The sequence below is a fragment of the Neisseria sp. P0008.S010 genome (assembly GCF_051962715.1).
In the GTDB taxonomy this organism is placed as follows: domain Bacteria; phylum Pseudomonadota; class Gammaproteobacteria; order Burkholderiales; family Neisseriaceae; genus Neisseria; species Neisseria elongata.
The window spans coordinates 71,341-97,436 of the sequence record NZ_JBQCVA010000002.1 but is presented as its reverse complement, the minus strand read 5'-3'; the positions used below and the strand labels follow the sequence as shown (position 1 = coordinate 97,436).

Below are 26,096 nucleotides of genomic sequence, written 5' to 3'. Positions count from 1 at the left end.
TCGCTGTATTCTGCCTATTTGTTTTTCTTGCGTTTCGATTTGGCGGGCGGGTGGTGTTGTTCCAGCCATTCGAACGCCGTTTTTGCGGTTTGCTGTTCGGCGGCACGGCGGCTGTGCGCTTCTGCGGTGGTGATGAAGCCGAGTTCGCCCAAGTCGCAGGAAACGGTGAAGCGGGCGGTGTAGCCTTCGCCTTCTTGGTGTTCGATGCGGTATTTGGGCAGTGCGAGGCGGCGTGCCTGCAGTGCTTCCTGCAACATGGTTTTGGCATCTTTGCCTTCGTTATCGAAGCTGATGTTGCCGACCCGGCGGGCAAACAGGTGGCGGACGACTTGTTCGGCAGCGTTGAAATCCGTGTCGAAGCTGACGGCGGCAAACATGGCTTCCATGGCGTCGGAGAGGATGGAAGGCCGTCTGAAACCGCCGCTTTTGAGTTCGCCGTTGCCCAATAGCAGGGCATCGCCGACTTTGAGTTCCGTTGCGATTTCGGCCAGTGTGTCTTGATTGACGAGGTTGGCGCGCAGGCGGGACAGGCGGCCTTCGGGCAGGTCGGGGAAGGTGTCGTAGAGCATTTTGGCTATGGTGTAGTTCAAGATGGCATCGCCGACAAATTCGAAGCGTTCGTTATGGCGGGAGGAGTAGCTGCGGTGCGTGAGGGCGCGGGTCAGCAGTTCGGGCTGTTTGAATCGGTATTGCAGTTTTTGTTGGATGTGCTGCAATGCGGCGGTATGCAGTTTCGGGTTCATTTCGGTATCCGTCGGGAGGCCCGAATGCTTTTCCATACTCGAGGGGAATACGGAAAAGGATTGGGACGGTTTGCGGCATCAGAGGCCGTCTGAAAAGGCGGTATTGTAACGGATTTGTATGCGGATGTGCCAAAGAGGGGCCGTCTGAAAAGCCTTAATCGGTTTTCAGACGGCCTTTTGTGCGGCTGTAGTTTAGAAATTCAGCCGCAGTCCGGTGCGCAGGGAGCGTCCGGGAAGCGGGGCAAGATATTTGAGGGTGGAGTTGTGCGGCCGTGCTTCGACGTTGCCTAAGTTGCGTGCATCGGCAAACCATTCAAGTGTGAGCTCTTTCGGCAGTTTGCGGGTGTAGGAGAGGTAGGCGTCCCATATGTTGTAGCCGCCGAGGTTGGGCTCTTCATATATGGCGCGGCCGCGACGTTTTTGTGCGGTGTAGCGCGTCAGGCTGCTGTCGAGCAGCCAGTTGCCTTTGCTCCATTCCAAGCCGATGCCGTAGCGAGAGGTAGGCATGGCGGGCATGTATTTGCCTTGGTTGTGGGAGCGGACGCATTTCAGCCATTTTTCATGGTTTCTCGAGTCTTCCGGGCTGCAAGAGCTGTGATTTTCAGCAGGGTAGTTTTTGACCAGGTCGGCAAAGAGGCGTGCTTTCAAATTACCCGCGCGGTTGAGGTCGAAGAGGTGGGTGAATTCCAGTTCGAAGCCTCGGATTTTGGTGTCCCCCTGCTGCCAGTAGCGCAGCGGCATCCATTCTACTTCTGCGCCGCTGTCGTTGAGGTAGATGTAGTTGTCGAAGGCGGTGTGGTAGTAGGCGGCTTTCAGGGTGATGTTTTTCCATTTGAATTCATTGGACAGCTCCCAGGTTTTCGCGGTTTCTTTTTTCAGGTCGGTATTACCGCTTTCGTTGGCAAAGACGGCAAAGTGGCGGTTGGCGGCAAACAGCTCGTTGATTTCGGGTGCGCGCTGCGAGCGGCTGTGGCGGATGCCGATGCGCCAGGCATCAAAGGGTTTCCAAGACAATGCGGCCTGATTGCTGTTGAGGCTGTAGCGGTATTGTTTGTTCTCAAGTGAACCGCCGTAGTTACGCATCGGTTTGAAGCCGTTGAAGTTTGGGGTATGGCTGACACGGCCTATCCGGCTGCCGATTTCGGCTTCCCAGTTGCGGTAGTTGAATTTTTCCAAGGCGAAGATGCCGTAGGATTGTGATCGGGTGTCAGGCATGAGGCGGTCGATTCCTTCGCCGCCGGTACGGCGTTTTTTCCAATCCAGTCCGGCACTACCCCGTACCAGGCTGCCGATTTTGTGGTTGAGTTCGACGCGCAACTGCGTACTGCGGCTGTCGATGCTGCTGACGAAGTGGTCGGCAAGCAGTTCGCGGTTTTCGGCATCGGTGTAAGCCAGTTGTGTTTTGACGTTATCCAGCCAGTTGTTGTTCGGCCGGTATTGGGCCTCGGCCGTCCAGCGGGTTTGGTCGGCGGAGATGTTGGTCGGCAATGAGCCGTCCAGATGGCTGCGGGTGCGGAGGAAGGAATAGCCGGGCATGCCGTAGTCTGTCAGGTAACGGCTGACGCCGATGCCCGCATAACCTTGGCTGCCGATATAGCTGGCGCCGACGGAAAAGTTACGGGTGTGTTGGTGGCTGTTGGTAAGTTTGCCGTGTTCGTTGGGTGTGATGTGGGTGATGCTTTTGACGGTTTGACCCTTGCCGCTGGTGATGCTCGGATCATACAGCGGGTTTTCCGCCCAATTTCCCCACTGAGGCCGTTCTGTCCTGTAAATGTCGGCGTAATCCAGCCCCATCATGTCGCGCCATGCTTCGCCGCGGTCAAGGTAATTCTGCATGACATAACGGTAGTAGCCTTTATTGAAAAAAAAGTCGTACTGTACGTCGAATTGGCAGGCTTTCCCAAGAGGGAAGTAGTGCCTTTCGCCGACGGAATTGTAGCAGGCATCGGCTTTGCTGTTGCCGGGTATGCGATAGTGGGAAATTTTGCTGTTGATGCCGTCTACATGCCAGGCTATTTTGCCAATTTTGCCGTCTAGAGACAGCAGCTCGGTGTGGGGTGTGTTGTAACCGCCGCTTACTTCGGCTTTGCCCGTCCAGTTTTTTTCAGGCAGTTCGTCCGGGATTTGTCCGGTTTCTACGTTTACCGCGCCGCCGATGGCGTTGCCGCCGTAAAGTACGGCGGTGGATGATTTATGTACGGTGATTTTATCGGCCATAAAGGGATGGACAGCGGTAGGCAGGTTGCCGCCGAAGGCTGCCGTATCCGAAATGCCCAAGCCGTTTTCCATCAGTTTCACCCGTGTACCGCCAAGGCTGCGGATTTGCGGTGTGCCGTTGCCCGGACCGAAGCTGCTGTTTTGTACGCCGCTGATTCTTTCTACTGTCTGCCCCAATGAGGTGCTGCGGGCGGATTTCAATTTTTGTCCGTCCAGAATGTCCAGCGAATCTTTGCTTCCGCTGTCCAAGCGGCTGCCGCTTTGCGCCGGCCGTTTGCCGGATACGGTTACTTCGGGAAGTTCCCCGGTTTGCACATCTTCGGCATATGAGAGCGCAGGAAAGGCGGCAATGGTGAGAAGTACGGATAATTTGATTTTATTTGAAGGGTTCATACTTTTCCTAATGCTATAATCTATCAAAAACAGTTATATTATATCATTTAGCGAAAAAAAAATGTTAATAGGGAAGTAAAAAATATTTCTCTGCAGATGAAAAGAGAGGCCGTCTGAAAACATGGTTGGATGCTTTCAGACGGCCTCTATCGTTGATTCGGCAAATAACTTTACAGAGAATGTTTATCTAATTATATGAATTTCCGAGTAAATAAATTTTTAATTGCGTGTGTTTACGGGAAGTGGTTTGCCGTCTGACATGACAGGCGCACACATTTCCGATAAGTGGTTAGGCACTTTATCCTTATCGTTAATCTAGTAATAAAGAGTCGTCAGATATTTGTTCGCCACGCGTCCGTTCGAACAGGTCGAGCAGGTCGGGAACGTCCATGCCCGCGCGTTTTTCCCCGCCGACATCGAGGACGACGCGGCCTTGGTGCAGCATGACGGTGCGGCTGCCGTGGTCGAGTGCCTGACGCATGGAATGGGTAACCATCATGGCGGTCAGTTTGTTGTCGGCGACGATTTGTTCCGTCAGCTCCATCACGAAGGCCGCGGTTTTGGGGTCGAGGGCAGCGGTGTGTTCGTCCAGCAGCAGGATTTTGCTTGGTTGCAGGCTGGCCATCAGCAGGCTGACGGCTTGGCGTTGGCCGCCGGAGAGCAGGCCGATGCGGTCTGTGAGGCGGTTTTCGAGGCCGAGTTTGAGCAGGGCGAGTTTTTCGCGGAAGAGTTCGCGGTTTTGGCGGTTCAGGGCGAAACCCAGCCCGCGTTTGCGGCCGCGGGAGTAGGCCAGCGCCATGTTTTCTTCGATGCTGAGTGCTTCGCAGGTGCCGGCAAGCGGGTCTTGGAAGACGCGGGCGACGAGGTGGGCGCGTTTGTGGGCGGGCAGGCGGGTAACGTCGCGGCCGTCGATATGTATGCTGCCGCTGTCCACCATCAGGTCGCCGCTGACGGCGTTGAGGAAGGTGGATTTACCCGCGCCGTTGCTGCCGATGACGGTAACGAATTCGCCGTCTCTGATGTGCAGGCTCATGCCGCGCATGGCAGGGTTTTCGATGGCCGTGCCGGGGTTGAAGGTTACTTTCAGGTTGTCGGCGCGCATCATGGTGTCGGTTTCCTTTTCAGACGGCGTTTGACGGCCGGCAGTTGCAGGGCGAATACGACCAGTACGGCGGTAATCAGGTTCAGGTCGGTGGGGCGCACACCTATGCTTTGCAGTTGCTCGTTGCCGAGTGCGAAGGCAATCATCAGGCGATAGACGATAGAGCCGAGGACGGCGGACAGGGTGATGAGGAAGATGCGTTTTGCTGGCAGCAGGTTTTCGCCGATGATGACGGCGGCCAGGCCGATGACGATGGTGCCGATGCCGCTGCTCATGTCGGCGCTGCCGCTGGTTTGGGCGAAGAGTGCGCCGCCCAGGGCGATAAGGGCGTTGGAGAGGGCCATGCCGAGGACGATCATTTTAGAGGTGGGCACGCCCTGGGCGCGCGCCATGCGGGCGTTAATGCCGGTGGCGCGTACGGCCAGGCCGGTTTTGGTGTTGAAGAACCAGTCGAGCAGGAGTTTTGCGGCGATGACGAAAAACAGGACAATGAGCGGCTGTACCCAGAATTGGTTGGAAAAATCGGGTGCGGTAAAGGGGGAAAAGACGCTGGGCGTGTCGATAAGGGGCAGGTTGGGCGTGCCGCCGGTAATGCGCAGGTTGAGCGAATAGAGGGCGACCATGACCAGGATGCTGGCCAAAAGGGGCAGGATGTTCAGTGAAACGTGCAGCCAGGCGGTAACGGTGCCGGCGGCCGCTCCGGCCAATGCGCCAAGCAGGCAGGCCAGCCAAGGATTTACGCCTGCTCCGACGGAGACGGCGAAAACGACTGCGCCGAGCGGGAAGCTGCCGTCGGCGGTTAGGTCGGGGAAGTCGAGGATGCGGAAGGAAATCAAAACGCCCAAGGCGACTAATGCGTAAATCAGGCCGGTTTCGATGCCGCCGAAAAAGGCGATCAAGGTCATTGCTGCGGTGTTTCTTTCTGGTTGTTTCCGATGTGCCGGTATGGCGGGACGGCTGTTGGCAGTGGCTGGATTGGGGACGGAATGCGTTGTGCCGCCCTGCCCCGATTTAAGTTTTACCCGTTATGCGGATTCGGCCACTTACGTTTTCAGACGGCCTTTTTTCGGGAGGCCGTCTGAAAACGGTGTGGCCGGATATTTTGCAGGAGGGTTTATTCTTTAACTTCTTTGGCTTCTTTCAGCAGCTCTTCCGGCAGGGTGATGCCCAGTGCGGCGGCGTGTTTTTTGCTGAGGTAGAGGTCGAGCTGGTCGAGTTTTTCAGACGGCATATCGCCCGGTTTGCCGCCTTTCAAAACGGCTGCGGCGAGCTTGCCTGCTTTTTGGCCCGTGCCGAAGGAGTCCATGCCCAAGGCGGCAACTGCGCCGCGCGTTACCGAGTCGGCATCGGAGGAGACCAGGGGGATTTTCAGTTCCATCGAGGCTTTATACATGGATTCGTAAGAGGAGACGACGTTGTTGTCGAGCGAGGTGAAAATCACGTCGGCTTTGCCGCCCAGGCTGCGCGCGGCGGTTAATACGTCGGCCGAACGCTGTGCGGGTGCGGCGGCTACTTCGATGTTTTGTTCGGCGGCTTTGGCTTTCAGGCGTTCGAGCACGGTGGTGGAATTGACTTCGCCGGGGCTGTAGACGTAGCCGATGGTTTTCAGGTTGGGCACCAGTTTTTTCATCAGGTCGATTTGCGGGCCGACGGGCAGTTCGTCGGATACGCCGGTGATGTTGGTGTGCGAGGGTTCGAGCGAGGGCACGAGTTTGGCGCCGACGGGGTCGGTTACGGCGGTGTAAACGAGGGGGATGTTTTTAGTGGCGGCGGCGACTGCCTGCGCGCTCGGGGTGGTGATGGCGATGATGGCGTCGGGGTTGGCACCGGCGAATTTTTTCGCGATTTGGGCGGCGTTGGCGGTGCTGCCTTGCGCGCTTTGGAAGTCTACGGTGAGGTTTTTGCCTTCTTCAAAGCCTTCGGCTTTCAGGCCGTCCAGAACGCCTGCGCGGATGGTGTCGAGCGCGGGGTGGTCGGCGATGGCGGTGATGGCGATTTTTTTCTGTTCCGCCGCCGAAGCAGCCGGGGCGGGGGCGGTTTGGCCGTTGTCGGCCTGTTTGTCCGCCGGTGTGCAGGCGGCGAGGATGGTGGCGGCAATGATGCCGAATATGGAGCTGGTGTATGCGGTGCGCGGGGTCATGGTCGGTTTTCTTTCGCTGAAAGGGTTAAATTATAGCGGGTTTTGTATGTTTTTGTAATGACGGCAGGCGTTTTGCCTGCCGTTTGCCGGATGAGTCTTTTCAGACGGCCTCTGTGCCGTTTTCGCTGCCGCCGGATGTTTCCTGCGGGTTTTCCAGTTTGGCCAGCCGGGCTTCGAGTTCGGCCAGTTTGGTACGGGTTTTGATGAGGACTTGCTGCTGGATGTCGAATTCTTCGCGGGTAACCAGATCCATTTTGTTAAACGCGCTGCCGAGCATGGCTTTGACGTTTTTTTCCATATCTTTGGCCGGGCTGTTGGCGATGGTTTCGCCGATTTTGGCGGATACTTCTTCTAAGATTTTCGAACCGAACATGGCTGTTTCCTTCTTTAAACTGAACAGGGCGGATGACGCGGCATTGTATAGGCAAACAGGCCGTCTGAAAAGTTTGCGCTACAGCCATTCGGCCAGTGAGGCGGTGGGGATGTCCCACGACCAGATGCCGTTGCTGCCGCCGGAATCGAGTCCGCGCAGGAAGAGGTAGCGGATGTGGACGGTGCGGGGCATCTGTCCGCGCTGTTTGAGGTGGCGGGCGGCGGCAAGGGCGTAAATCCAGGCTTGGAGGTAATAGTGGTGGTCGGCGACGGCTTGGTCGAGGGCGGATTGGGTGTAGCTGCCGGTGTCCATGCCCAGGTGGTTGGATTTGTAGTCGATGATGCAGGGGGTGCCGTCGGGCAGCAGGCAGGTCAGGTCGATGAAGCCGTTGAGGAAGCCTTGCAGGGTGTGGAAGTCCAGCCGTTCTGCGGCGGCGGTGCAGGCTTCGGGCAGGCCTACGGCGGCCAGATGGTTTTTCAGACGGCCTAATTCCAAACGGTCGAAGTGCATGACGAAGCCCATTTCCGCTTTGCGGCGGGCGGCGGGGAGGGCTGAGAGGGTGGTGCCGCCGTGCAGCGGTGCGGCGGCGGTTTGGTCGGCCATGAGGCAGACGGCATCCAGCCATTCGGTTTCGATGCCGTGTTTTTCCAATATGGCGGCGATGTTTTCGCGCTGTTGTCCTGCGGGGCGGGTGAAGTCGTGTTTTTCGAGGATTTCGTGCAGGCAGATACCGGCGGTCGCGCCGCGGGGAAAGTGGAAGATGTTGCGCGGGGCGTTGTCCGTGTCGGGAAGCGGCAGAAGGCTGTCGGCGGACAGTTCGGCCGGGTCGAGCGCGGGTTGCAGTCCGTCGTCGTCATCGGGCCGGGCCGGGCCGTGGCCAAGGTGGCGGGTGAGGCCGGTAAAGCTGGTGTGGCGGACGAAGCTGAAACGGCGCGGCGGGTAAACGGCGGCGCGGTATTCGGTGCCGCTGCTGCGGCGGGTTTGCACGGCTGCCGAAAGGGGTGCGCCTTCCTGCCATTCGATGCCTTCGGGGGCTGCGTTTATCCAGCGCAGCCAGTTGCGGCGCAGCATTTCGGTTTGGTTTTCTTTCTCGGCTTCGTAGGCTTGGCGGGTTTTCAGACGGCCGTCTGAAGGCAGGCCTTCGAGCAGGTAGGCAAAGGTGTTGCGCGGGGTGCTGCTGCAGCGGGCGGCATAGATGACGAGTTGTTCTTCGGCGCGGGTGAGGGCGACGTAGAGCAGGCGCAGGCGTTCGCCCAGGTCTTCGTCGTCGAGCTGTTCGCGGTCGGCTTCGTCGAGCTGGCTGTCGGCAAGCAGTTCGCTGCTGTTTTCACGGTGGAGGATGTGCCATGCTTCGTTTTTCTTTTCGGCGGTATCCCAGGAGAACGGGCAGAAGACGAAGGGATATTGCAGGCCTTTGGAGGCATGGATGGTTACGATTTTGACCAGTGCCTCGTCGCTTTCCAGCCGTAGGACGGCGTTTTCGTTTTGGGGCGGGTCTTGGATTTTGGCCAGCAGCCATTGGTGCAGGGCGGCGGGGGTGTGGCTGTTTTCGTTTTCGTCGGCCAAAAGTTCGGCCAGCTGCCAGAAGTTGGTCAGGGTGCGTCCGCCGTCTGCGGCCAGCAGGCGGCCTTCGAGGCCGTAGCGGCGGGCGAAGGCGGTCAGGGCGGCGTAGATGCCCTGCCGCTGCCAAATTTGCAGGAAATCTTCGGCAGCGGAGATGTATCCGGACAGCAGGGCTTCGTCGCAGTTGAGGGCATGGAGTTGTTCGGCGGTTTGGCCGAATAGGGTGCCTGCGAGGATGAAGCGCAGGGGTTCGGTGCGGCGCGGTTCGAGCCAGAAGCCGAGCAGTGCGGCCAGGGCTTTGGCTTCTTCGCCGGCAAATACGGATTCACGCTCTATGGAGACGCTGGGGATGCCGCGTGCGGCCAGGGTGCGCTTTATCATCGCACCTTGGTTGTGGCTGTGGACCAAAACGGCGATTTGGCCGGCTTCCACGGGGGTGTTTTTGTAATTCAGACGGCCTTCCGCCGCTTGGTTGATCAGGGCGGCGATTTCGTCGGCGCAGTATTCGGCTGCGCGGCTACGGAGGGTTTCTTTGTTGGGGTCGGGTTCGCCGCCGTCGTTCAGCCAGCGGATTTTCAATGCCGCCTGAGGCGGGGTGAGGCGGCTTGTCTCGCGCGGGGCGGTAACGGCCGGGTAGCCGATGTGTTCGAGGACGAAGGGGCGTTCTTTCTGTTGGAACAGGCGGCCGATGTTGTCGATGAGCAGGCTGTGGCTGCGGTAGTTGTGCGCGAGGGTGTAATGGACGGGGGTGTCGGCGGCGGCTTGGAGGTAGGCGTAGATGTCCGCGCCGCGAAAGCCGTAAATCGCCTGTTTGGGGTCGCCGACGAGGAAGAGCGGGTTGCCGTGGGCGGCAAAGGTACGGCGGAAGATTTCGTATTGCAGCGGGTCGGTGTCTTGGAATTCGTCTATCAGGGCGACGCGCCAGTTTTGCGAGACGGCTTCGGCGAGTTTGTCTTGGTGCACGCCGGCGGTGAGGGCGTGGTAAACGTCGAGCAGCAGGTCGTCGGGGCTGCGTTCCTGCCGCGTCGCCCGCTGTTCGGCGGCGGTGCGGCGGACGTATTGCAGGCAGTCGAGCTGCAGGGCGATAAGTGCCTGTTGTTCGGCATCGAGCAGGGCGGATGCCGCGGTTCGGACTTTGTGGAGGAAGGACAGTGCGGCCAGGTCGGCTTCGGGGGCGGTTTGGCCTTTTTTGACGGCAGCGGTCAGGTAGTCGGCGGAAAAAACGCTTTCCCCGTTGGTGTTGCCCAGGTTTGTTTCCAGCCATTTTGCAGGCATCGCCGTTTGTTGCAGCAGTTTTTCCAGTTCGGCCAGTTTGGCTTCGTAGGTGTTTTTGCGGAATTTGTTGCCGTTCAACATGGGATGCACCCGCCAGAACAGGTCTTTCAGTTCGGAGAAACGCTGTTGCAGTTCCGTCCAAATCGCCTGCGCCCGCTCCGTTTCGGCGGCCAAATCGGTTTGAGGCCGTCTGAAAAGCAGGTCGGGGCGGCCCAGGTAGCGGGAAAACTGTTGCAATACTTGGTCGGGCGTGAGGTCGGCATGAAAGGCGAGGCGGGCGTTTTGCGCGTCGTGCGACACGTTTTGCCGCCAGAAATCCTGCGCGTAGGTGTTCAGATCGCGTTTGTCGTTGTCGTCGGTGGAGGAGGTTTCAAACGGCACTTGGCAGAGGAAGGCGTAGTCGCCCAGCAGGCGTTGGCAGAAGCCGTGGATGGTGTAGATGGCGGCGTTGTCGAACTGCGACAGTGCGGCTTTCAGGCGCAGTTCCAGCCGTTCGGGCGTTTCCTGCCGCTCCGCCTGTTCGAGCAGGCCGCGCATGAAATCGTCGGCTTCTTCGTCCATTTTGTCGCCGCGTATCCGGCGGAAAGCTTCGTCCAAACGGCCGCGCAGGCGGGTTTTCAGTTCGGCGGTGGCGGCTTTGGTGAAGGTAACCACCAGCACTTTGTCCACAGGCAGCTTTTCCAGCAGGATCAGGCGGGCGAAGAGGGCGGCGATGCCGTAGGTTTTGCCGGTGCCGGCGGAGGCTTCGATTAAGGCGGTGCCTTGTACTGGGACGGTTAGCGGGTCGAACGGGAGGATGCTGCGGGACATGGCGGCGGGTCGGAAGTGTGGAAAAGGCGCATTATAGCAAGGCGGCCGTCTGAAACGTTGCGGCGGCGGGTTGAACTTGTGGTTTTTTCGCCGCCTTTCGCGCTAAAATGCCGCTTTTTTTCAGACGGCCTTTGCTATGAGCGACACTCCGAACTACATCACGCCCGCAGGCTGGCGCAGCTTGAAAGACGAGTTGTACCGGCTGGTCAATAAAGAACGGCCCGAAATCGTGCAGATTGTGAACTGGGCGGCTTCCAACGGCGACCGCAGCGAAAACGGCGATTATCTTTACGGCAAACGTCGGATGCGCGAAATCGACCGCCGTATCCGCTTTCTCACCAAGCGTTTGGAGGCGGCGCAGGTCGTCGATCCGGAAACGCGCGAGGCCACCGACCAAATCTTTTTCGGCGCTACCGTAACCCTGCTGCGCGGCAACGGTAGCGAGCAGACGGTAAAAATCGTCGGCATAGACGAAATCGACACCGCGCAAAATAAAATTTCCTGGATTTCCCCGCTGGCGCGCTGCCTGATTAAGGCGCGGGAGGGCGACGAAGTGTCGCTGAACACGCCGGAGGGACGCGAGGACATCGAAATCCTCGAAGTGGCCTATGTCAGAATCGATTGAGTCCGCCCGTGGCGGGATAAGCAAACAGAGCCGGAAAATATCCGGCTCTGTTTGCGTTTCGGCTTGTCGGTTTTATTGTTTGACTTCACGGCCTTTGAGGTCGATTGAAAAATCACGGCCGTTTTGCCGCACTCTGGCGGACGTGCCGTATTGATCGATAAACGGCTCGGCCTCCTGATAGCGGAACGGGATGCGGGTTTTGCCCGACAAATCGATGTAGCCCCAAAGCTTGCCTTTTTTTACCGGTATTAGCAGTTCTCGGTTTCTCGGAAACCTTTCCGCCGGTTTGTCGGCTGCATCTTGATATTGCGGCGGGATAATAATTTTTCCGTCCAATTCGGCATAGCCGTAAAGACCGTTTTTTTGAATCAGCATCACGACGTTGTCGTAGCAGCCTACTCCGTCGAAGCGGGCGGCGACATCGGGGTCGGGTTTGACGCAGATGGAGGGCATGGCGATGGCGGCGGCGGGCAGGGTGGCGGCTGCTAAAAAGGCGGCGGAAAACAGTGCGGCGGTTTTCTTGTTCATATCGGCTTTTTCTGTGCGGTTCGGGTGTAAACGGGGAGGGAAAATGTTTTCAGACGGCCTCTTAGCGAGGGGAGGCCGTCTGAAAAACAGGTTCAGCGGGTCAGCAGGGTCAGGGCTTCGCGGTATTTTTCCACGGTTTTGGCGATGACGTCGGCGGGAACGCGCGGGGCAGGGGCCTGTTTGTTCCAGCCGCTTTGCTCCAGCCAGTCGCGGACGAACTGTTTGTCGAACGAGGGCGGGTTGGTGCCGACCCGGTATTGGTCTGCCGGCCAGAAGCGGCTGGAGTCGGGGGTCAGCACTTCGTCCATCAGGGTCAGCGTGCCGTTTTCGTCGAGGCCGAATTCGAATTTGGTGTCGCAGATGATGATGCCGCGCGATTTGGCGTATTCGGCCGCTTCGGTGTACAGGCGGACGGCTTTGTCGCGCACTTCTTCCGCCAGCTCTTTGCCGATGATGTTTCGGCATTCTTCGAAGCTGATGTTTTCGTCGTGGTCGCCGACGGCGGCCTTGGTGGACGGGGTGAAGATGACTTCGGGCAGCTGCTGGGCTTCCTGCAGGCCGGAAGGAAGCGGGATGCCGCATACCGCGCCGGTTTGCCGGTAGTCTTTCCAGCCGCTGCCGGCCAGGTAGCCGCGCACGATGGCTTCCACTTTGACGGGGGTCAGTTTTTTGGCGACGACGGCGCGTTTTTCCAGTGCCTGCGCCTGCTCGTGCGGTAATACGTCGTAAACGGTGTCGCCCGTGAAGTGGTTGGGCATGATGTGGGCGAGTTTGCCGAACCAAAAATTAGAGATGGCGGTGAGGATTTCGCCTTTGCCGGGAATGGGGTCGTCGAGGATGACGTCGAAGGCGGAGAGGCGGTCGGATGCGACCATCAGCATACGTTTATCGTCGATTTCGTATAAGTCGCGTACTTTGCCGGAATAGATTTTTTTCAAACCGATGTGGGTCATGGCCGGGTTTCCTGTGGGTTGAAAGGGTGTGGAAAGGGGCGCATTGTACTCCAAACAGCGTGTTTTGCAGCAGGAGGCCGTCTGAAAAAACGTGTGCGGCCGGGATTTTATGCAACGGTTTTTTCAGACGGCCTTCAATTGGGGAGGTGAAGGTGCAGCCTTGCGGCGGCGGAATGTTTTCAGACGGCCTTTAAAGTTTGTTTTTAAAACAGCCATTGCGAGAGGCTGTAAATCAAGAGGCCGGCTAGGCCGCCGACGAGGGTGCCGTTGATGCGGATGTATTGCAGGTCGCGGCCGAGGCCGAGTTCCAGTTTGTCGGTGATTTCTTCGCCGTTCCAGCGTTTGACCTGTTCGGCGACGAAGGCGGCGGCACGGCCTTTGTTGCTGCCCAATAGTTCGCGGGCGAGCAGGGCGAGGCGGATGTCGGCGCGGCGCATGAGGCGGGGGTTGTGTTCGATTTGCGCCGGGATGCGGTCGAGCAGTTTTTCTATTTGCGCGCGTATGCGCGAGCTTTCCGCCGCCGTGTCGCGCCGCGTCCATTCGGTCAGGCTTTGCCACAGTTGCGCGAGGCTGCGCTGTAGGGCGGGGGAGGCGGCGAGTTGCACCTTGCCCGCTTCGAGGCGGCGGTGCCAGCTTGCGGAGTGGCGCAGTTCGCCGATCATGCGGGTGTATTGGCGGTCGAACATTTGCCGCAGGGCGTGGTCGGGCTGTGCGGCGGCATCGGCCAGGCAGCCGTCCGCCCAATCCAGCACTTTGGCCGCCACCCAGTCGTCCACGCGGCCGACGAGGGCGGATTTGAGGGAGGCTTTGAGTTTGTCCCAGCTGCCGGGCGAACCGCTGTCGATTTTGGCCGCCCATTCGCGCAGGTTTTGTTCCAGCAGCACGCGGGTGCTTTCGCTTTGCAGCCATGTACGCGTGTGGCCGAGCAGGGCGAGGAACAGGCTTTCGTGCATGTCGCGGTTTTTCAGCAGTTCCATGCCGTCGGCCAACGTGCCGCCGATTTTGCCGCCGTCGTATTGTTCGGCCAGCAGTTTGGCGGCAAAGCGGGCGGCCTGTTCGGGCGGCATGGTTTGCAGCAGGTCGGGCAGGCGGGCGCAGAGCGGGGGCAGCCAGATGCGGCGGACAGCGGGGTCGGCCAGGCGGCGCAGTAGTTTTTCCGTCGGTGCGGCGCGGTAAACGCGCAGGGCGACCGGCCGTTCGCGCAGGAAGTTGTATTCGATGAAGCGGCCGAGTTCGTCGGCGATGCGGTTTTGATTGCGCGGCAGGATGGCGGTGTGGGGGACGGGCAGTCTGAGAGGCCGTCTGAAAAGGGCGGTAACGGCAAACCAGTCGGCCAGCCCGCCTATCATGGCGGCTTCCGAGAAGGCTTTGAGGTAGGCCAGTTGGGGATAACGGTGCAGGAAGGCTGCGGAAAGGCAGAACAGTGCGGCGGCGGCCAGAAGCAGGGCGGTGGCGAGGCGGCGGCTTTTTTTCAGGCGCAGCCGTGCGGCTTGGGTGCGTGCGGCGGCGGAAAGGGTTTGCATGGCGGTTCCTTGTGCTTATTTTTTGTGCAGTTTGTTTTTTGCCTGTCTCCCGAAAGGCTTAGGGGGTTTATCCACATTTTCTATACAGGGCGGCAAACAGCGGCTGTGGGTTTTGTCGCCCGCACCGCTTGTTCAGGCCGTCTGAAAAAGGTGTTTGCCGTTGTGGTGCGGATGTTTTAAGTTTGCCTGTTTTTTAGGCATTTTGTTTTTCTGTCGGCGTTTTAAGGGGTTATCCCGCTTATCCACATTTGCTGCACAGGGCGGCAAACAGCGGCTGTGGGTTTTGTTGCCCGCACTGCTTGTTCAGGCCGTCTGAAAAAGGTGTTTGCCGTTGTGGTGCGGATGTTTTAAGTTTGCCTGTTTTTTAGGCATTTTATTTTTCTGTCGGCGTTTGAAGGGGTTATCCCGCTTATCCACATTTGCTGAACAGGGCGGCAAACAGCGGCTGTGGGTTTTGTTGCTGTATCGCTTGTTCAGGCTGTCTGAAAAAGGTGTTTGCCGTTGTGGTGCGGATGTTTCAAGTTTGCCTGTTTTTTAGGTATTTTATTTTTCCGACGGCGTTTGAAGGGTTTATCCTGCTTATCCACATTTTCTATACAGGGCGGTAAACAAGGCTTGTGGACGGCCTTTGCACGGCGGTTTTCAGACGGCCTCGCCAGCCGGTTTTTCCAGCCAAATCATGCTGACCATCCGGCCGGTTTGGCCGTCGCGGCGGTAGGAGAAAAAGGTGTCGCGTTCCAATACGGTGCAGTGCGTGCCGCCGTAAATCAGGTTTACGCCTTCACGGCGCAGGATTTGCCGTGCGAGGGTGTAGATGTCGGCCAGGTATTTGCCGCCGCCTATGCCTTCAAAGGCGTTTTCGGCGGCGGAATGCAGGCGGCAGAAGGCTTCGCGCACGTCTTCGCCGACCTCGAAAGCGTCCGGGCCGATGGCGGGGCCGAGGTAGGCCATGATTGCGCCGGGATCGGCCTGCATCGCGGCCACCGTGTTTTGCAGGATGCCGCCTGCCAGTCCGCGCCAGCCCGCATGGGCGGCGGCCACCACCGTGCCCGCGCGATCGCAAAGCAGAACGGGCAGGCAGTCTGCCGTCATCACCGCGCAAGCCGCCGTGCCCGTGCGGTCGAATGACGCATCGGCTTCGGGCGTGCTGCCGGGCACGTCTGCGGCGGGCAGCACGATGCTGCTGTGGGTCTGGTTCAGGTAGGCGGGCGGCACGGGTACGGCGGCCTGCACGATTTCGCGGTTGCGCGTGACGTTTTCCGGCCGGTCGCCGACATGGCCGCCGACATTCAGGGAAGCATAGGGGGCTTGGCTCACCCCGCCGTTTCGGGTGCTGACCAATGTTTTCACGTTGGCGGGTGCCGGCCATTCCGCCTGAAAAAACGGCAGGCCGTCTGAAACGAGGTTGAGGGTTTGACTGATGGTTTTCACGGTGATTCCTTCATTGTCCTTGAAAAGGCAGAGTGTGTTTTCAGACGGCCTATCATACCCGATTTCCCGCCGCGGCGAGATGTTGGCTATAATGCCGCCCTTTTACATCCGGATTCAGACAAATCACATGAACAGCAGCCGTTTTAATTCCACCGGTCCCAAAATCGGCCTGAGCGTACGCTTGGCCGAAACCCAAGCCGAAATCGAAGCCGCGCAACGCCTGCGCTACCGCGTGTTTGCCGAAGAATTGGGCGCGGACATCCCGAACACCGACGGGCGCGACATCGACCCCTACGACGAGCACTGCCACCACCTCCTCGCCTTCGACGACGCCACGGGCGAAGTCATCGGCTGCTACCGCCTGATTACCGAAGAAACCGCCAAAAAAGTCGGCGGCTGGTACAGCGAACACGAATTCGACCTCTCGCCGCTGAAAGACATCCTGCCGCAAACCGTCGAACTCGGCCGCGCCTGCACCCACCCCGACTACCGCAACGGCGGCCTCGTCATGCTCCTGTGGACGGGCCTGGTCAAATTCATGAAAGACGAAAACCTGCGCTTCATGATAGGCTGCGGCAGCATCGAAATGCACGACGGCGGCAGCGACGCGGCCGCGCTTTACCACAGCCTGAAAGAAAAATACCTCGCGCCGGAACAATGGTGCGTCAAACCGCTCAACCCCCTTAAATGGAACGAAATCACGCCGTCTGAAGACCCGTCCGTGCCGCCTTTGATTAAAGGATATTTGAAAGCCGGCGCGTGGTTTTGCGGCGAACCCTGCGTGGACGAAGCCTTCAACTGTGCGGATGTCTTAATCATGATGGACATCACGCAACTGAGCGACCGCTACCTGCAAAAATTCGCCCCGAAAGTCTGAAACAGCCGACAAAAGGCCGTCTGAAAACCTTTCAGACGGCCTCCTGTCCGTATAATCATAAAAAAGCCCGATACATGGATCAAATACGCTTCATATACCGCCTGTTCTGCATAGGCGGCTGCCTGCTTTACGGCATGGCCGAAATGTTCTTCCTCTTCCCGTTTTACAGCAAAAAACGCAAATTGCGCGCCATACAGATATGGTCTTTGCGCGTCCTCGCCTCATGCGGCATGAAACTGAAAACCTACGGCAGCCCCCCCTCCGAGGAACACGGCCAAATGCTGATCTGCAACCACATTTCATGGCTGGACATCATGGCCGTAAACGCCGCCTTCCCCGGCCGCTTCGTCGCCAAAGACGACGTGGCCAAATGGCCGGTTATCGGCTACCTCGCCACACAGGCGCAAACCGTTTACGTCGCCCGCAACAAAGGCACCGAAGGCAACAGCGAAAAAATCCGCCGCGTTACCGAAGCCCTGCAAAACGGCGACACCGTAACCCTCTTTCCGGAAGGCACCAGCACCGAAGGCCGCAGCATCCTTCCCTTTAAAACCAGCTTTTTTCAGGCGGCCTATGAAGCAGGCGTCCCCCTGCTGCCCGTCCTCTGCCGCTATCCCAACCCCGATGGCAGCAGCCCGAACCCCCATGCCGCCTACTACGGCGACATCAGCCTGTGGCAATCCATCCGCGCCATTATTTCCCAACCGCAAAGCACGGTAGAACTGCACTTCCTCGAGCCGGTCGCCGCCACCGAAGCCAGACAGGAAACCGCCCGCGCCATCCATGCCTTGTTAAGTCAGAAACAGCAGGATTTAGGCTGATTGAATAGCAGATTCAAATATTCTCCCGTAATGGATAAAACGGCATGAGTTAAAGCTCATGCCGTTTTTTTTATCTCCAATTGTTGCAAAATATCAACAGAAAAAAGCAGATGTTTTTTATTCCAAAAAAATGTTTTTTAACACCACCGAAGAAAAAGCAAAACGGCACAATACAATAGAGAATACATCACATTCTACAAATAATGAAGAAGTGTGAAATTGAAGCGGAAAGGTGTAAAGAATAATTTGCATTAACAAAATTCATCGCCGATAATCCGCCTCCGATAAGAAAACCATTATCAATCCAATTATTACTTCGTATCCCAACCATCCGGCAAACAATGTGATGCCGGATACACGTCATTCTCAAAGGAAACAAAATAATATGAAGCACAACAAAATGACGCCGATAGCCTTGTCCGTAGGGCTTCTGTTCTGCTGCGCCGCCCATGCGGCCGACAGCGTCGAACCGGTGGAAAAATCAGACGCGCTGAAACAAGTAACGGTAAAAGGCCGTCGCAACGCTCCTATTGCAACCGAACGTGTCAATGCCGACGCTATTCAGGAGCAAATGATCCGCGACAACAAAGACCTGGTGCGCTATTCGCCCGATGTGGGTGTGGCCGACCAAGGCCGCCACCAAAAAGGCTTTGCCATACGCGGCGTGGAAGACAACCGTGTCGGCATCAGCATTGACGGTGTGGCTCTGCCCGATTCGGAAGAAAACTCACTCTACAAACGCTATGGCAACCTGAATACTTCGCGCCAAAGCATTGACCCCGAACTTGCCCGCACTATTGAAATCGTCAAAGGTGCAGATTCGTTCAATCAAGGCAGCGGAAATTTAGGGGGGGGGGTTAATTACCGCACACTTACCGCCGCCGACATCGTGCAGCCCGATAACAAGTTGGGTTTTCTGCTGCGCAGCGGCTACGCCAGCAAAAACCGCGAATGGGTCAATACCGTCGGTACGGGTTATCAGGGAGAGAAAGCCGAAGCGGTATTGCTGTATTCCCACCGGCACGGCCATGAAATGGAAAGCCGGGGCGGCTACACCATTCCCGAAGACAGCCCGAAAACCCGCGATTACGGCAGCAGCCGTCAAATCCCCGATGCGGCCAAGCATAAAAACCACAGTTTCCTTGCCAAATGGGCATGGCGTTTTAACGACAACCACCGCATCGGCGCATCTTTGAGCGGCCAACAGGGCAACAACTACATCATTGAAGATTCCGGCGTATGGGGTCCCAGCAAATACCGCGAATCCGACGACCGTGCCAAACGCCGCACTTGGAACGCTTTTTATGAATTCACACCCGATTCCGACTGGTTGGCGTTAGTCAAAGCGGATTTGGATTATCAAAAAGCCGTTTCTTCCGCCTACAACTATGAAGGCACGCGCGATCATTATGATTACTCGGGTAATTTTAAACCAAGAAAACCCAGCGACGATAATATCCGCATTTTCACCACCCGTCTCAAACGCCTGTCGCTGCGTGCTGACAGCCAACCTTTGCAATTATGGGGCACAAAACAAACCTTATCGTTTAAGACATCGGTTTCCGAGCGTAAATTTGACGTGTTGCACCGCGATAGGCTTTATGACAATGGCTGGCTGCCATATACCGAAGAAACCATGATGTATCCGACCAAAACAGTACAGTATAATTTCTCCTTACATGATCGGATTGTTTTTAATGATATTTTTTCAGGATATGCAGGAATTAGATATGACCATACCAAGGTCAGCCCCCAAGGTAATCCTGTATTGGATCATTTAAATAAATCCAATCCGTACTCTCGTCTTGTACCTTATCTGAACGGATTGCTTTGCCGAAATTGTTATTATCCCAAACCCGCCGACAGCACTTTCAAAGGATGGAGCTGGGTAGTGGGTGCGGATGCGAAGTTGAATGACGCATGGCAACTGGGTTACAGCATCGGCACAGGTTTCCGTGTGCCTAATGCTTCGGAAATGTATTTCGACTATCGCGACAATCCGGCGGGCGCATGGTTGTCTAATCCCAACCTGAAAGCCGAACGCAGTTTGACGCAAAACCTTAAGCTGACGGGTAGAGGTAAAGTAGGTAACTTAGACGTAAACTTGCACCATACCCGCTATAAAGACTTTTTGTATGAACAGGAAACGTTGGTGTCAGCAGCCAATCCTTCTTACAGTCCTTCATGTACACCTTTTTACGAACAATATGGTTATTGCAGCACCAAGCCATACCGCTACACACCGTTCCAGCAAATGCAGAATATGGACAAGGCCAAAATCTACGGCATCGAGATGACAGGCCGTCTGAATTTAAACAGCTTCACGCCGATTCCCGAGGGTTGGAAACTGTTCGGCACGCTTGGTTACAGCAGGGGAAATTTGTCCGGAGACGCGGATTTGCTGTCCATCCAGCCGTTTAAAACCGTTGTCGGCATCGATTACGAGCAGCCAGCAGGCAAATGGGGTGTTTTCTCCCGCCTGACCCATACCGGTGCGAAACACGCGGGCGATGCCAAATACAAAAACTGTAACCACCCCGACTATCGTGGCGAGGGTAAATGTGTTTACAGCGTGTGGCCGCATCTGAGCAAATCGGCTTGGGTATTCGATATGTTCGGTTACTACAAACCGGGCAAAAACCTCACTTTCCGTGCCGGCGTATATAACCTGTTCGACCGCAAATACCACACATGGGACAGTCTGCGCGGCCTGAACATTACCGGTGGTCTGGTCAACTCGGTCGGTAGGGATCCGCATAGTAGATACGGCGGCTATCCCGGCCTCGAACGCTTCTACGCCCCCGGCCGCAACTACTCCGTATCGCTTGAATGGAAGTTCTAACCCGAAACCAAACATTTCAGACGGCCTCTTGTCTGTAAGAAAAAGGCCGTCTGAAACGGCAGAAAGAGGCGGCAACCCGCCGTCTCTTTTTTATCGGCTGCGCCCGCCTGTGCGGATTGACAGGAGCGGCTCGCCCCACGCTGTTCTGATAATAAAAAAACGTGAAATTTGAATAAGTTGATGTAAAGAAAAATTTGCAGAGAACGCCGCAGTCGGGGATAATCCGCACCATATTCGCAGCGAAATATTCCTATTAGCCCGAATTTTTGCCGCAATACATCTTTTTCAAACCGTTTCAGACGGCCTCCGGAGTATCGGGAGGCCGTCTGAAAGCATACAACCCGAAAGGAAATATTGAATGAGCAACGAAACCACCTTTGCTAAAACACTCAAAGAAAAAACCACCACCGTGCACGACAGCGTGGACAATCTGGTGATGTCGGTCGAGCCTTTTGCCAACAATGAAAACTACATCAAGTTTTTGAAACTGCAATCCGTGTTCCACAAAGCGGTGGACCACATCTATAAAGACCCCGAATTGAACAAAGCCATCCCCGAACTGGAATATATGGCGCGTTACGATGCCGTGGTGAAAGATTTGGCCGACTTGGGCGAACAGCCTTACGAATACGATAAACCGCTGCCGCACGAAACCGGCAACAAAGCCATCGGCTGGCTGTACTGCGCCGAAGGCTCGAACTTGGGCGCGGCTTTCTTGTTCAAACACGCCAAACAGCTCGAATTCAACGAAGAAAAAGGCGCGCGCCATTTGGCTCCCCATCCCGACGGCCGCGGCAAACACTGGCGTGCCTTCGTCGAACTCTTAAACGCGCTGCCTTTGAGCGAAGAAGCTCAGGCCGAGGCGATTGAGGGTGCGAAAGAAGCCTTTGCGTTCTACAAAGTCGTACTGCGCGAAACCTTCGGCCTGGCCGCAGATGCGGAAGCTCCGGCCGGTATGCAGGCGCACCGTCATTAAGCAGTAAGCGGCAATAAACAGAGAGGCCGTCTGAAAACCGTGTTTCGGTTTTTCAGACGGCCTCTGATTGTTGTACGGACGGAATATGTATATCAACGATTCACTGAGTTTCAGATGTCGAATCGAGTGTTAAACGTCATTCCCGCGCAGGCGGGAATCCGGCTTTACCCAAACAGGAATTTATCAGATAACAACAAGATTCCCCCCACTTACACATTCTGGATTCCCGCCTGCGCGGGAATGACGGCATGGGTCTTCATTAAGCAGTAAGCGGCAATAAACAGAGAGGCCGTCTGAAAACCGTGTTTCGGTTTTTCAGACGGCCTCTGATTGTTGTGCGGACGGAATATATATCAACGATTCACTGAGTTTCAGATGTCGAATCGAGCGTTAAATGTCATTCCCGTGCAGGCGGCGCAGGCTTTAGTGGAACAAGTCCAACACTTTGGCCGCCACCATAATCACGCCGTAGGCCAGCGGGATGCCGACCGTGAGCCAGCGCAGTTTCACGCCCGTGCCGCTGTGGGCGATTTCTTCCGCCGCCTGTGCCGCTTCTTCAAACGCGCTTTCTTCCGGCACTTGGTGCGGGATGTGGAAGCTGCCGTCGGCATGGTGTTTTTCGTTTACCGGCCGCACCAGCAGGTTGCAGATCAGGCCGAGAATCAGAAGTCCGGCCATGATGTACATGGTGATGCTGTATGCCTGTGCTGCCGGTACGCCGCTGTCGATTTGTCCCTGCCGGATGTAGTTCACCAGCACGGGGCCGAGTACGGCGGCGGTAGACCAGGCCAGTAGGACGCGGCCGTGGATGGCGCCGACTTCCAGTGTGCCGAACAGGTCTTTGATGTATACCGGCATGGCGGCAAATCCCCCGCCGTACATTGAGATGATGACGCAGAAGCCGATGATGAACAGCGTTTTGCTGCCGCTTTCGCCCAACGAAGGGATAGCGAAATAGAGCAGTGCGCCGAGGATGAAGAAGAGGTTGTAGGTCGGTTTGCGCCCCAACCGGTCGGAGATGCTGGACCAGAAAAAGCGGCCGCCCATGTTGAACAGGCTCAACAGGCCGACGAAGCCGGCCGCCGCCGCCGCACCGACCGCCGCACCCGCGCCGACGGATTGTTCGGAAAACAGTTCCTGTATCATGACCGAAGCCTGTCCCAGCACGCCGATGCCGGCGGTAACGTTCAGGCACAGAATCCAAAACAGCAGGTAAAACTGCGGCGTTTTGACGGCCTGTGAGGCGGTAACGTGCTTGCTGCTGACCAGTTTCCCGCCCGCTTTCGGCACGAAGCCGGCAGGTTTCCAGCCTTCTGCGGGGATGCGGATGGTCAGCACGCCGAAAAGCATGAAGAAGAAATAGAGGATGCCGAGGACGACGAAGGTTTCCGCTACGCCAACCGAAGTCGCGCTTTTAAAGAAGTCCATCAGCACCACCGACAGCGGGGAGGCCAGCATCGCACCGCCGCCGAAGCCCATAATCGCCAGGCCCGTGGCCATGCCCGGTTTGTCGGGAAACCATTTCATCAGCGTGGAGACGGGGCCAATATAGCCCAAACCCAGCCCCACGCCGCCGAGTACGCCGTTGCCCAGGTATAGCAGCCACAGGTTGTGCTGCCGCACGCCCAGCGCGGAGACGAGGAAGCCCAACCCGAAGCAGACGGCGGCAACGAACATCGCTTTGCGCGGGCCGACGCGCTCCATCCATCTGCCGAACATTGCGGCCGATGCGCCCAGCACTGCCAGCGCGATGCTGAATATCCAGCCCACGGTGGCCAGCGACCAGTCGCCGGGTGCGGATTCGGTGATGCCGAGGATTTTCGTCAGCGGGGCGTTGAAAACGGAATAGGCGTAAATCTGCCCGATGGAAAGGTGTACCGCCAGCGCGGCGGGCGGCACCAGCCAGCGGTTGAAGTCGGCCGGCGCTACGGTGTTTGCTTTATCTAAGAAGGACATGAGAACGGACGCATATGGGAAGTTAATAAAGAAGAGGCCGTCTGAAAAGCATGAAAAGCATTTTTCAGACGGCCTTATTCTAACCAAATTTAACGCAGGTCAAGATGAAATATCTTGACTTTCAAAATGACTGAATTTTGTTTGCCCGACAACGGCAGCGGATGGGCGGGAAGACGCTGTTTTTCCGCTTATCGGCCTTATCCGCCTATCACGACGGCCTGCGCGCCGGCGGCCAGCCATGCGCTGCGGAAGGCGGCAGCCGTTTCGGCGGGCGCGGCCACGGCCAGCGGTACGGCGCAGCCTTCGCCCAAGGCTTCGAGTACGGCCTGTGCGTCCGAACCGTCCGCCATGCGCCACAACAAGACATCGGTTGCCGGATATGCCGCCGCCGTGCGGTATTCGTTTGCGTCCGTCACCTCTACCCATACGCTTTCGGCCTGCGGCGGCCTGCCGGAGGTTTGCAGTGCGCCGACGGGCAACAAAATATTCGCCTCCTGCGGCAAGGCCGACGCATACGGCACGACGCGGTATGCGCCCATGCCGTTTTCGCCGCAAAGCGCGCCGTCGGCGGAGAGTGCCAGTTCGGTCGGCACGGACAGGGCTTTGAGCAGCGGGCCGTTGGCGGGCAGCATGGGGGAAACGGTGAAGTCGCCCGCTTTCTGCCAAGACCATGCCTGGCCTTCGCGCGCCTGTATGCCGCCCGACCATTGGTCTGCCGCCACGCGGTAAAAACGCAGGCGGACGCGGGCGTGTTCGTAGGAATGGACGCGGCACAGCCACGGCACGGCGGCATGGATGCGGATGCCGAGTTCTTCTTCGAATTCGCGTTGCAGCGCGGCGGTTTCGCTCTCGCCAGCCTCGACCTTGCCGCCGGCAAATTCCCAATAGCCGGCATAAGGCTTGCCCGCCGGACGGGAAGACAGCAGGTATTCGCCTTGGCCGTTCAGGATGATGCCGGCGACGACGTGAAGCAACGGGCGGGAATCGGTTGTGCTCATATCGCTCTGTTCCTTGTCAAATGGTTTTCGTCAAATGGTTTTCAGACGGCCTCAAAGGATGAGGGGGCCGTCTGAAAAGCAGGTTGGGATGTTTGTCCGGCGTTTAATGCGCCCCTTTTTGCATCAGCAGGCCGATTTTACCGTTTTCGGATTGTCCGATGTCGGGCAGGATGTCGTCGCCGGTAAACGGTTCGCCGTCGTTTCCCACGCTGCGCAAGTAATAATGCGCGTCGCCGCTGCGTTCGTAATAAAACAATCGAAACGGCTCGGAACTCAAAGGCGTGCTACTTGTATCGTATATAAATATCGGCTTGTTCGGCTGGGATTTTTGGAGCTGCTCCAGTGATTCAGGATAAGCGCCGTGTTGCAGGCGGTAGAATTCGACTTCGGAAACCAAAGTAGACAAAGTATTGACCGCCAGTTGCCGTCTCATTTCGTCGTACACGCCTCCGCGCTGGACAAAGCCGAAATAAAACAATGCGCCGTATATTGCAACGGTGCATAACATTCCTGCGGAGGCAATGAGGGCAACGATTTTTGCGCCGCGTTTGCGCCGTTCCAAGGTGCCCCAAATCAAAGCCGCCAAGCCGAAAGGCAGGCCGAGCAGGGGGATGAAGGAGACGGCGGCCAAAATGTAGGCGGCTATGTGGATTTTGACCCGCGGTGCGGAAGGGGCGGTATTGTCGGTATTTTCTATCATGATGTTTCCGAATATGGGTTTTGAGGCCGTCTGAAAACGCTGCATCGCATCAGCGGGTATTTTCAGACGGCCTTTTCTGTTTTATCCGCGCTGTTTGGCGATGTCGGGCGTATCGACGGCTACGTCGGCATTTTGCGCGCGATGGCGTAGGGCGTGGTCGATAAGCACGAGCGCGAGCATGGCTTCGGCGATGGGGACGGCGCGCAGGCCGACGCAGGGGTCATGTCTGCCGTGGGTGGCGAGTTCGACGGGGTTGCCGTTGATGTCGATGCTTCGGCGCGGGGTGGCGATGGAACTGGTGGGTTTGATGGCGATGTTGACGTGGATATCTTGTCCGGTGCTGATACCGCCGAGGATACCGCCTGAGTGGTTGGACAGGAAGCCTTGCGGGGTGAGTTCGTCGCCGTGTTCGCTACCGCGTTGGACGACGCTGCCGAAGCCCGCGCCGATTTCCACGCCTTTGACAGCGTTGATGCCCATCATGGCGTAGGCGATTTCGGCATCGAGGCGGTCGAAAACGGGTTCGCCCAAGCCGACGGGGACGTTGGCCGCTTCGATATGCAGTTTCGCGCCGACGGAATCCAACGATTTGCGCACGCTGTCCATATAGCTTTCCAGCTCGGCGATTTGGCTTTGGTTGGCGGCGAAGAAGGGGTTTTGGGAAATGTGTTCGTAGCCTTCAAACTGAATTTCTTTATTGCCGACTTGGGTGACGTAGGCGGTGATTTCCGTGCCGAATTTTTCTTTCAGCCATTTTTTGGCAACGGCTCCGGCGGCAACGCGGGCGGCTGTTTCGCGGGCAGAGCTCCTGCCGCCGCCGCGGTAGTCGCGCGTGCCGTATTTGTGCCAGTAGGTATAGTCGGCATGGCCGGGACGGAAGCTGGTGGCGATGTTGCCGTAGTCTTTGCTGCGTTGGTCGGTATTGCGGATTAAGAGGGCGATGGGTGTGCCTGTGGTTTTGCCTTCGAAAACGCCGGAGAGGATTTCGACTTGGTCGGTTTCGCGGCGTTGGGTAACGTGGCGGCTGGTGCCGGGTTTGCGCCGGTCGAGGTCGGCTTGGATGTCTGATTCGGTTAAGGCCAGTCCGGGCGGGCAGCCGTCGATGATGCAGCCCAAACCTGCGCCGTGGCTTTCGCCGAAGGTGGTAACGGTGAAGAGTTGTCCGAAAGTGTTGCCTGCCATTGTCCGTCCTTTATGTGGTTTTGATGTGGTTTTGCGTGCCGTCAAACGGTGCGGATTTTAGCATAGGC

The 26,096-nt window shown here is 57.3% G+C and carries 20 protein-coding genes; 5 read left to right on the top strand and 15 right to left on the bottom strand.

Features of this window, described 5'->3' with window-relative positions:
• Positions 1-14 precede the first annotated feature (14 nt).
• The 7 genes from rnc to recB form a co-directional block, all read right to left on the bottom strand.
• Positions 15-743, bottom strand: coding sequence for a ribonuclease III (rnc, locus tag ACTHSL_RS01330; RefSeq protein WP_440380045.1), 729 nt, complete (start codon positions 741-743; stop codon positions 15-17).
• Between the two features lie 192 nt (positions 744-935).
• Entirely contained in the window at positions 936-3,353 is a 2,418-nt protein-coding gene (locus ACTHSL_RS01325; protein ID WP_440380044.1) for a TonB-dependent receptor, read from the bottom strand.
• Between the two features lie 310 nt (positions 3,354-3,663).
• On the bottom strand, positions 3,664-4,458 hold the full coding sequence (locus ACTHSL_RS01320; protein ID WP_003770738.1) for an ABC transporter ATP-binding protein: 795 nt from the start codon (positions 4,456-4,458) through the stop codon (positions 3,664-3,666).
• The gene (locus tag ACTHSL_RS01315) at positions 4,455-5,360 is read right to left on the bottom strand and encodes an ABC transporter permease (RefSeq protein WP_003770739.1); all 906 of its coding nucleotides are present in this window, start codon (positions 5,358-5,360) and stop codon (positions 4,455-4,457) included. The genes ACTHSL_RS01320 and ACTHSL_RS01315 overlap by 4 nt, the downstream gene beginning before the upstream one ends.
• Positions 5,361-5,569: 209 nt before the next feature.
• A complete protein-coding gene (locus ACTHSL_RS01310) occupies positions 5,570-6,595 on the bottom strand; it encodes an ABC transporter substrate-binding protein (protein ID WP_440380043.1) in 1,026 nt (341 codons plus the stop codon).
• A 100-nt stretch (positions 6,596-6,695) separates the two neighbouring features.
• Positions 6,696-6,968, bottom strand: coding sequence for an accessory factor UbiK family protein (locus ACTHSL_RS01305; protein ID WP_003770747.1), 273 nt, complete (start codon positions 6,966-6,968; stop codon positions 6,696-6,698).
• Between the two features lie 78 nt (positions 6,969-7,046).
• A complete protein-coding gene (gene recB, locus ACTHSL_RS01300) occupies positions 7,047-10,616 on the bottom strand; it encodes an exodeoxyribonuclease V subunit beta (RefSeq protein WP_440380042.1) in 3,570 nt (1,189 codons plus the stop codon).
• A gap of 136 nt (positions 10,617-10,752) precedes the next feature.
• Between recB and greB the strand changes: the two genes are divergently transcribed.
• Positions 10,753-11,241, top strand: a complete 489-nt coding sequence (gene greB / locus ACTHSL_RS01295; RefSeq protein ID WP_049253613.1) for a transcription elongation factor GreB — start codon at positions 10,753-10,755, stop codon at positions 11,239-11,241.
• A 72-nt stretch (positions 11,242-11,313) separates the two neighbouring features.
• Here greB and ACTHSL_RS01290 read toward each other — a convergent pair whose 3' ends face one another.
• The 4 genes from ACTHSL_RS01290 to pgeF all read right to left on the bottom strand — a co-directional run bounded on the left by ACTHSL_RS01290 (position 11,314) and on the right by pgeF (position 15,676).
• A complete protein-coding gene (locus ACTHSL_RS01290; protein ID WP_107853346.1) occupies positions 11,314-11,769 on the bottom strand; it encodes a WG repeat-containing protein in 456 nt (151 codons plus the stop codon).
• A 92-nt stretch (positions 11,770-11,861) separates the two neighbouring features.
• Positions 11,862-12,722, bottom strand: a complete 861-nt coding sequence (locus ACTHSL_RS01285) for a phosphoribosylaminoimidazolesuccinocarboxamide synthase (protein WP_440380041.1) — start codon at positions 12,720-12,722, stop codon at positions 11,862-11,864.
• Positions 12,723-12,925: 203 nt separating this feature from the next.
• Complete coding sequence (locus tag ACTHSL_RS01280) at positions 12,926-14,245, bottom strand: DUF445 domain-containing protein (RefSeq protein ID WP_440380040.1); 1,320 nt, start codon at positions 14,243-14,245, stop codon at positions 12,926-12,928.
• Positions 14,246-14,887: 642 nt separating this feature from the next.
• Positions 14,888-15,676 (bottom strand): peptidoglycan editing factor PgeF, encoded by a 789-nt coding sequence (pgeF, locus tag ACTHSL_RS01275; protein WP_440380039.1) that lies wholly within the window; start codon positions 15,674-15,676, stop codon positions 14,888-14,890.
• 127 nt (positions 15,677-15,803) lie between these two features.
• Between pgeF and ACTHSL_RS01270 the strand changes: the two genes are divergently transcribed.
• The 4 genes from ACTHSL_RS01270 to ACTHSL_RS01255 all read left to right on the top strand — a co-directional run bounded on the left by ACTHSL_RS01270 (position 15,804) and on the right by ACTHSL_RS01255 (position 21,192).
• Positions 15,804-16,553, top strand: a complete 750-nt coding sequence (locus tag ACTHSL_RS01270; RefSeq protein ID WP_440380038.1) for a GNAT family N-acetyltransferase — start codon at positions 15,804-15,806, stop codon at positions 16,551-16,553.
• A gap of 74 nt (positions 16,554-16,627) precedes the next feature.
• Positions 16,628-17,374: a lysophospholipid acyltransferase family protein gene (locus tag ACTHSL_RS01265; RefSeq protein WP_440380037.1), complete on the top strand. Its 747-nt coding sequence runs from the start codon at positions 16,628-16,630 to the stop codon at positions 17,372-17,374.
• Between the two features lie 385 nt (positions 17,375-17,759).
• On the top strand, positions 17,760-20,216 hold the full coding sequence (locus tag ACTHSL_RS01260) for a TonB-dependent hemoglobin/transferrin/lactoferrin family receptor (RefSeq protein ID WP_440380036.1): 2,457 nt from the start codon (positions 17,760-17,762) through the stop codon (positions 20,214-20,216).
• 358 nt (positions 20,217-20,574) lie between these two features.
• Positions 20,575-21,192 carry a biliverdin-producing heme oxygenase gene (locus tag ACTHSL_RS01255; protein ID WP_440380035.1) on the top strand — a complete coding sequence of 206 codons (618 nt, stop codon included), beginning with the start codon at positions 20,575-20,577 and terminating at the stop codon, positions 21,190-21,192.
• 423 nt (positions 21,193-21,615) lie between these two features.
• On the opposite strand, the gene ACTHSL_RS01250 is transcribed toward ACTHSL_RS01255, so the two are convergent.
• The 4 genes from ACTHSL_RS01250 to aroC all read right to left on the bottom strand — a co-directional run bounded on the left by ACTHSL_RS01250 (position 21,616) and on the right by aroC (position 26,028).
• Positions 21,616-23,148, bottom strand: coding sequence for an L-lactate MFS transporter (locus ACTHSL_RS01250; RefSeq protein WP_440380034.1), 1,533 nt, complete (start codon positions 23,146-23,148; stop codon positions 21,616-21,618).
• A gap of 197 nt (positions 23,149-23,345) precedes the next feature.
• The gene (locus tag ACTHSL_RS01245; protein WP_440380033.1) at positions 23,346-24,146 is read right to left on the bottom strand and encodes an NUDIX domain-containing protein; all 801 of its coding nucleotides are present in this window, start codon (positions 24,144-24,146) and stop codon (positions 23,346-23,348) included.
• A 103-nt stretch (positions 24,147-24,249) separates the two neighbouring features.
• Positions 24,250-24,846, bottom strand: coding sequence for a type II secretion system protein GspG (locus tag ACTHSL_RS01240; RefSeq protein WP_283140173.1), 597 nt, complete (start codon positions 24,844-24,846; stop codon positions 24,250-24,252).
• 81 nt (positions 24,847-24,927) lie between these two features.
• On the bottom strand, positions 24,928-26,028 hold the full coding sequence (gene aroC / locus ACTHSL_RS01235) for a chorismate synthase (protein WP_440380032.1): 1,101 nt from the start codon (positions 26,026-26,028) through the stop codon (positions 24,928-24,930).
• Between the last annotated feature and the right edge of the window lie 68 nt (positions 26,029-26,096).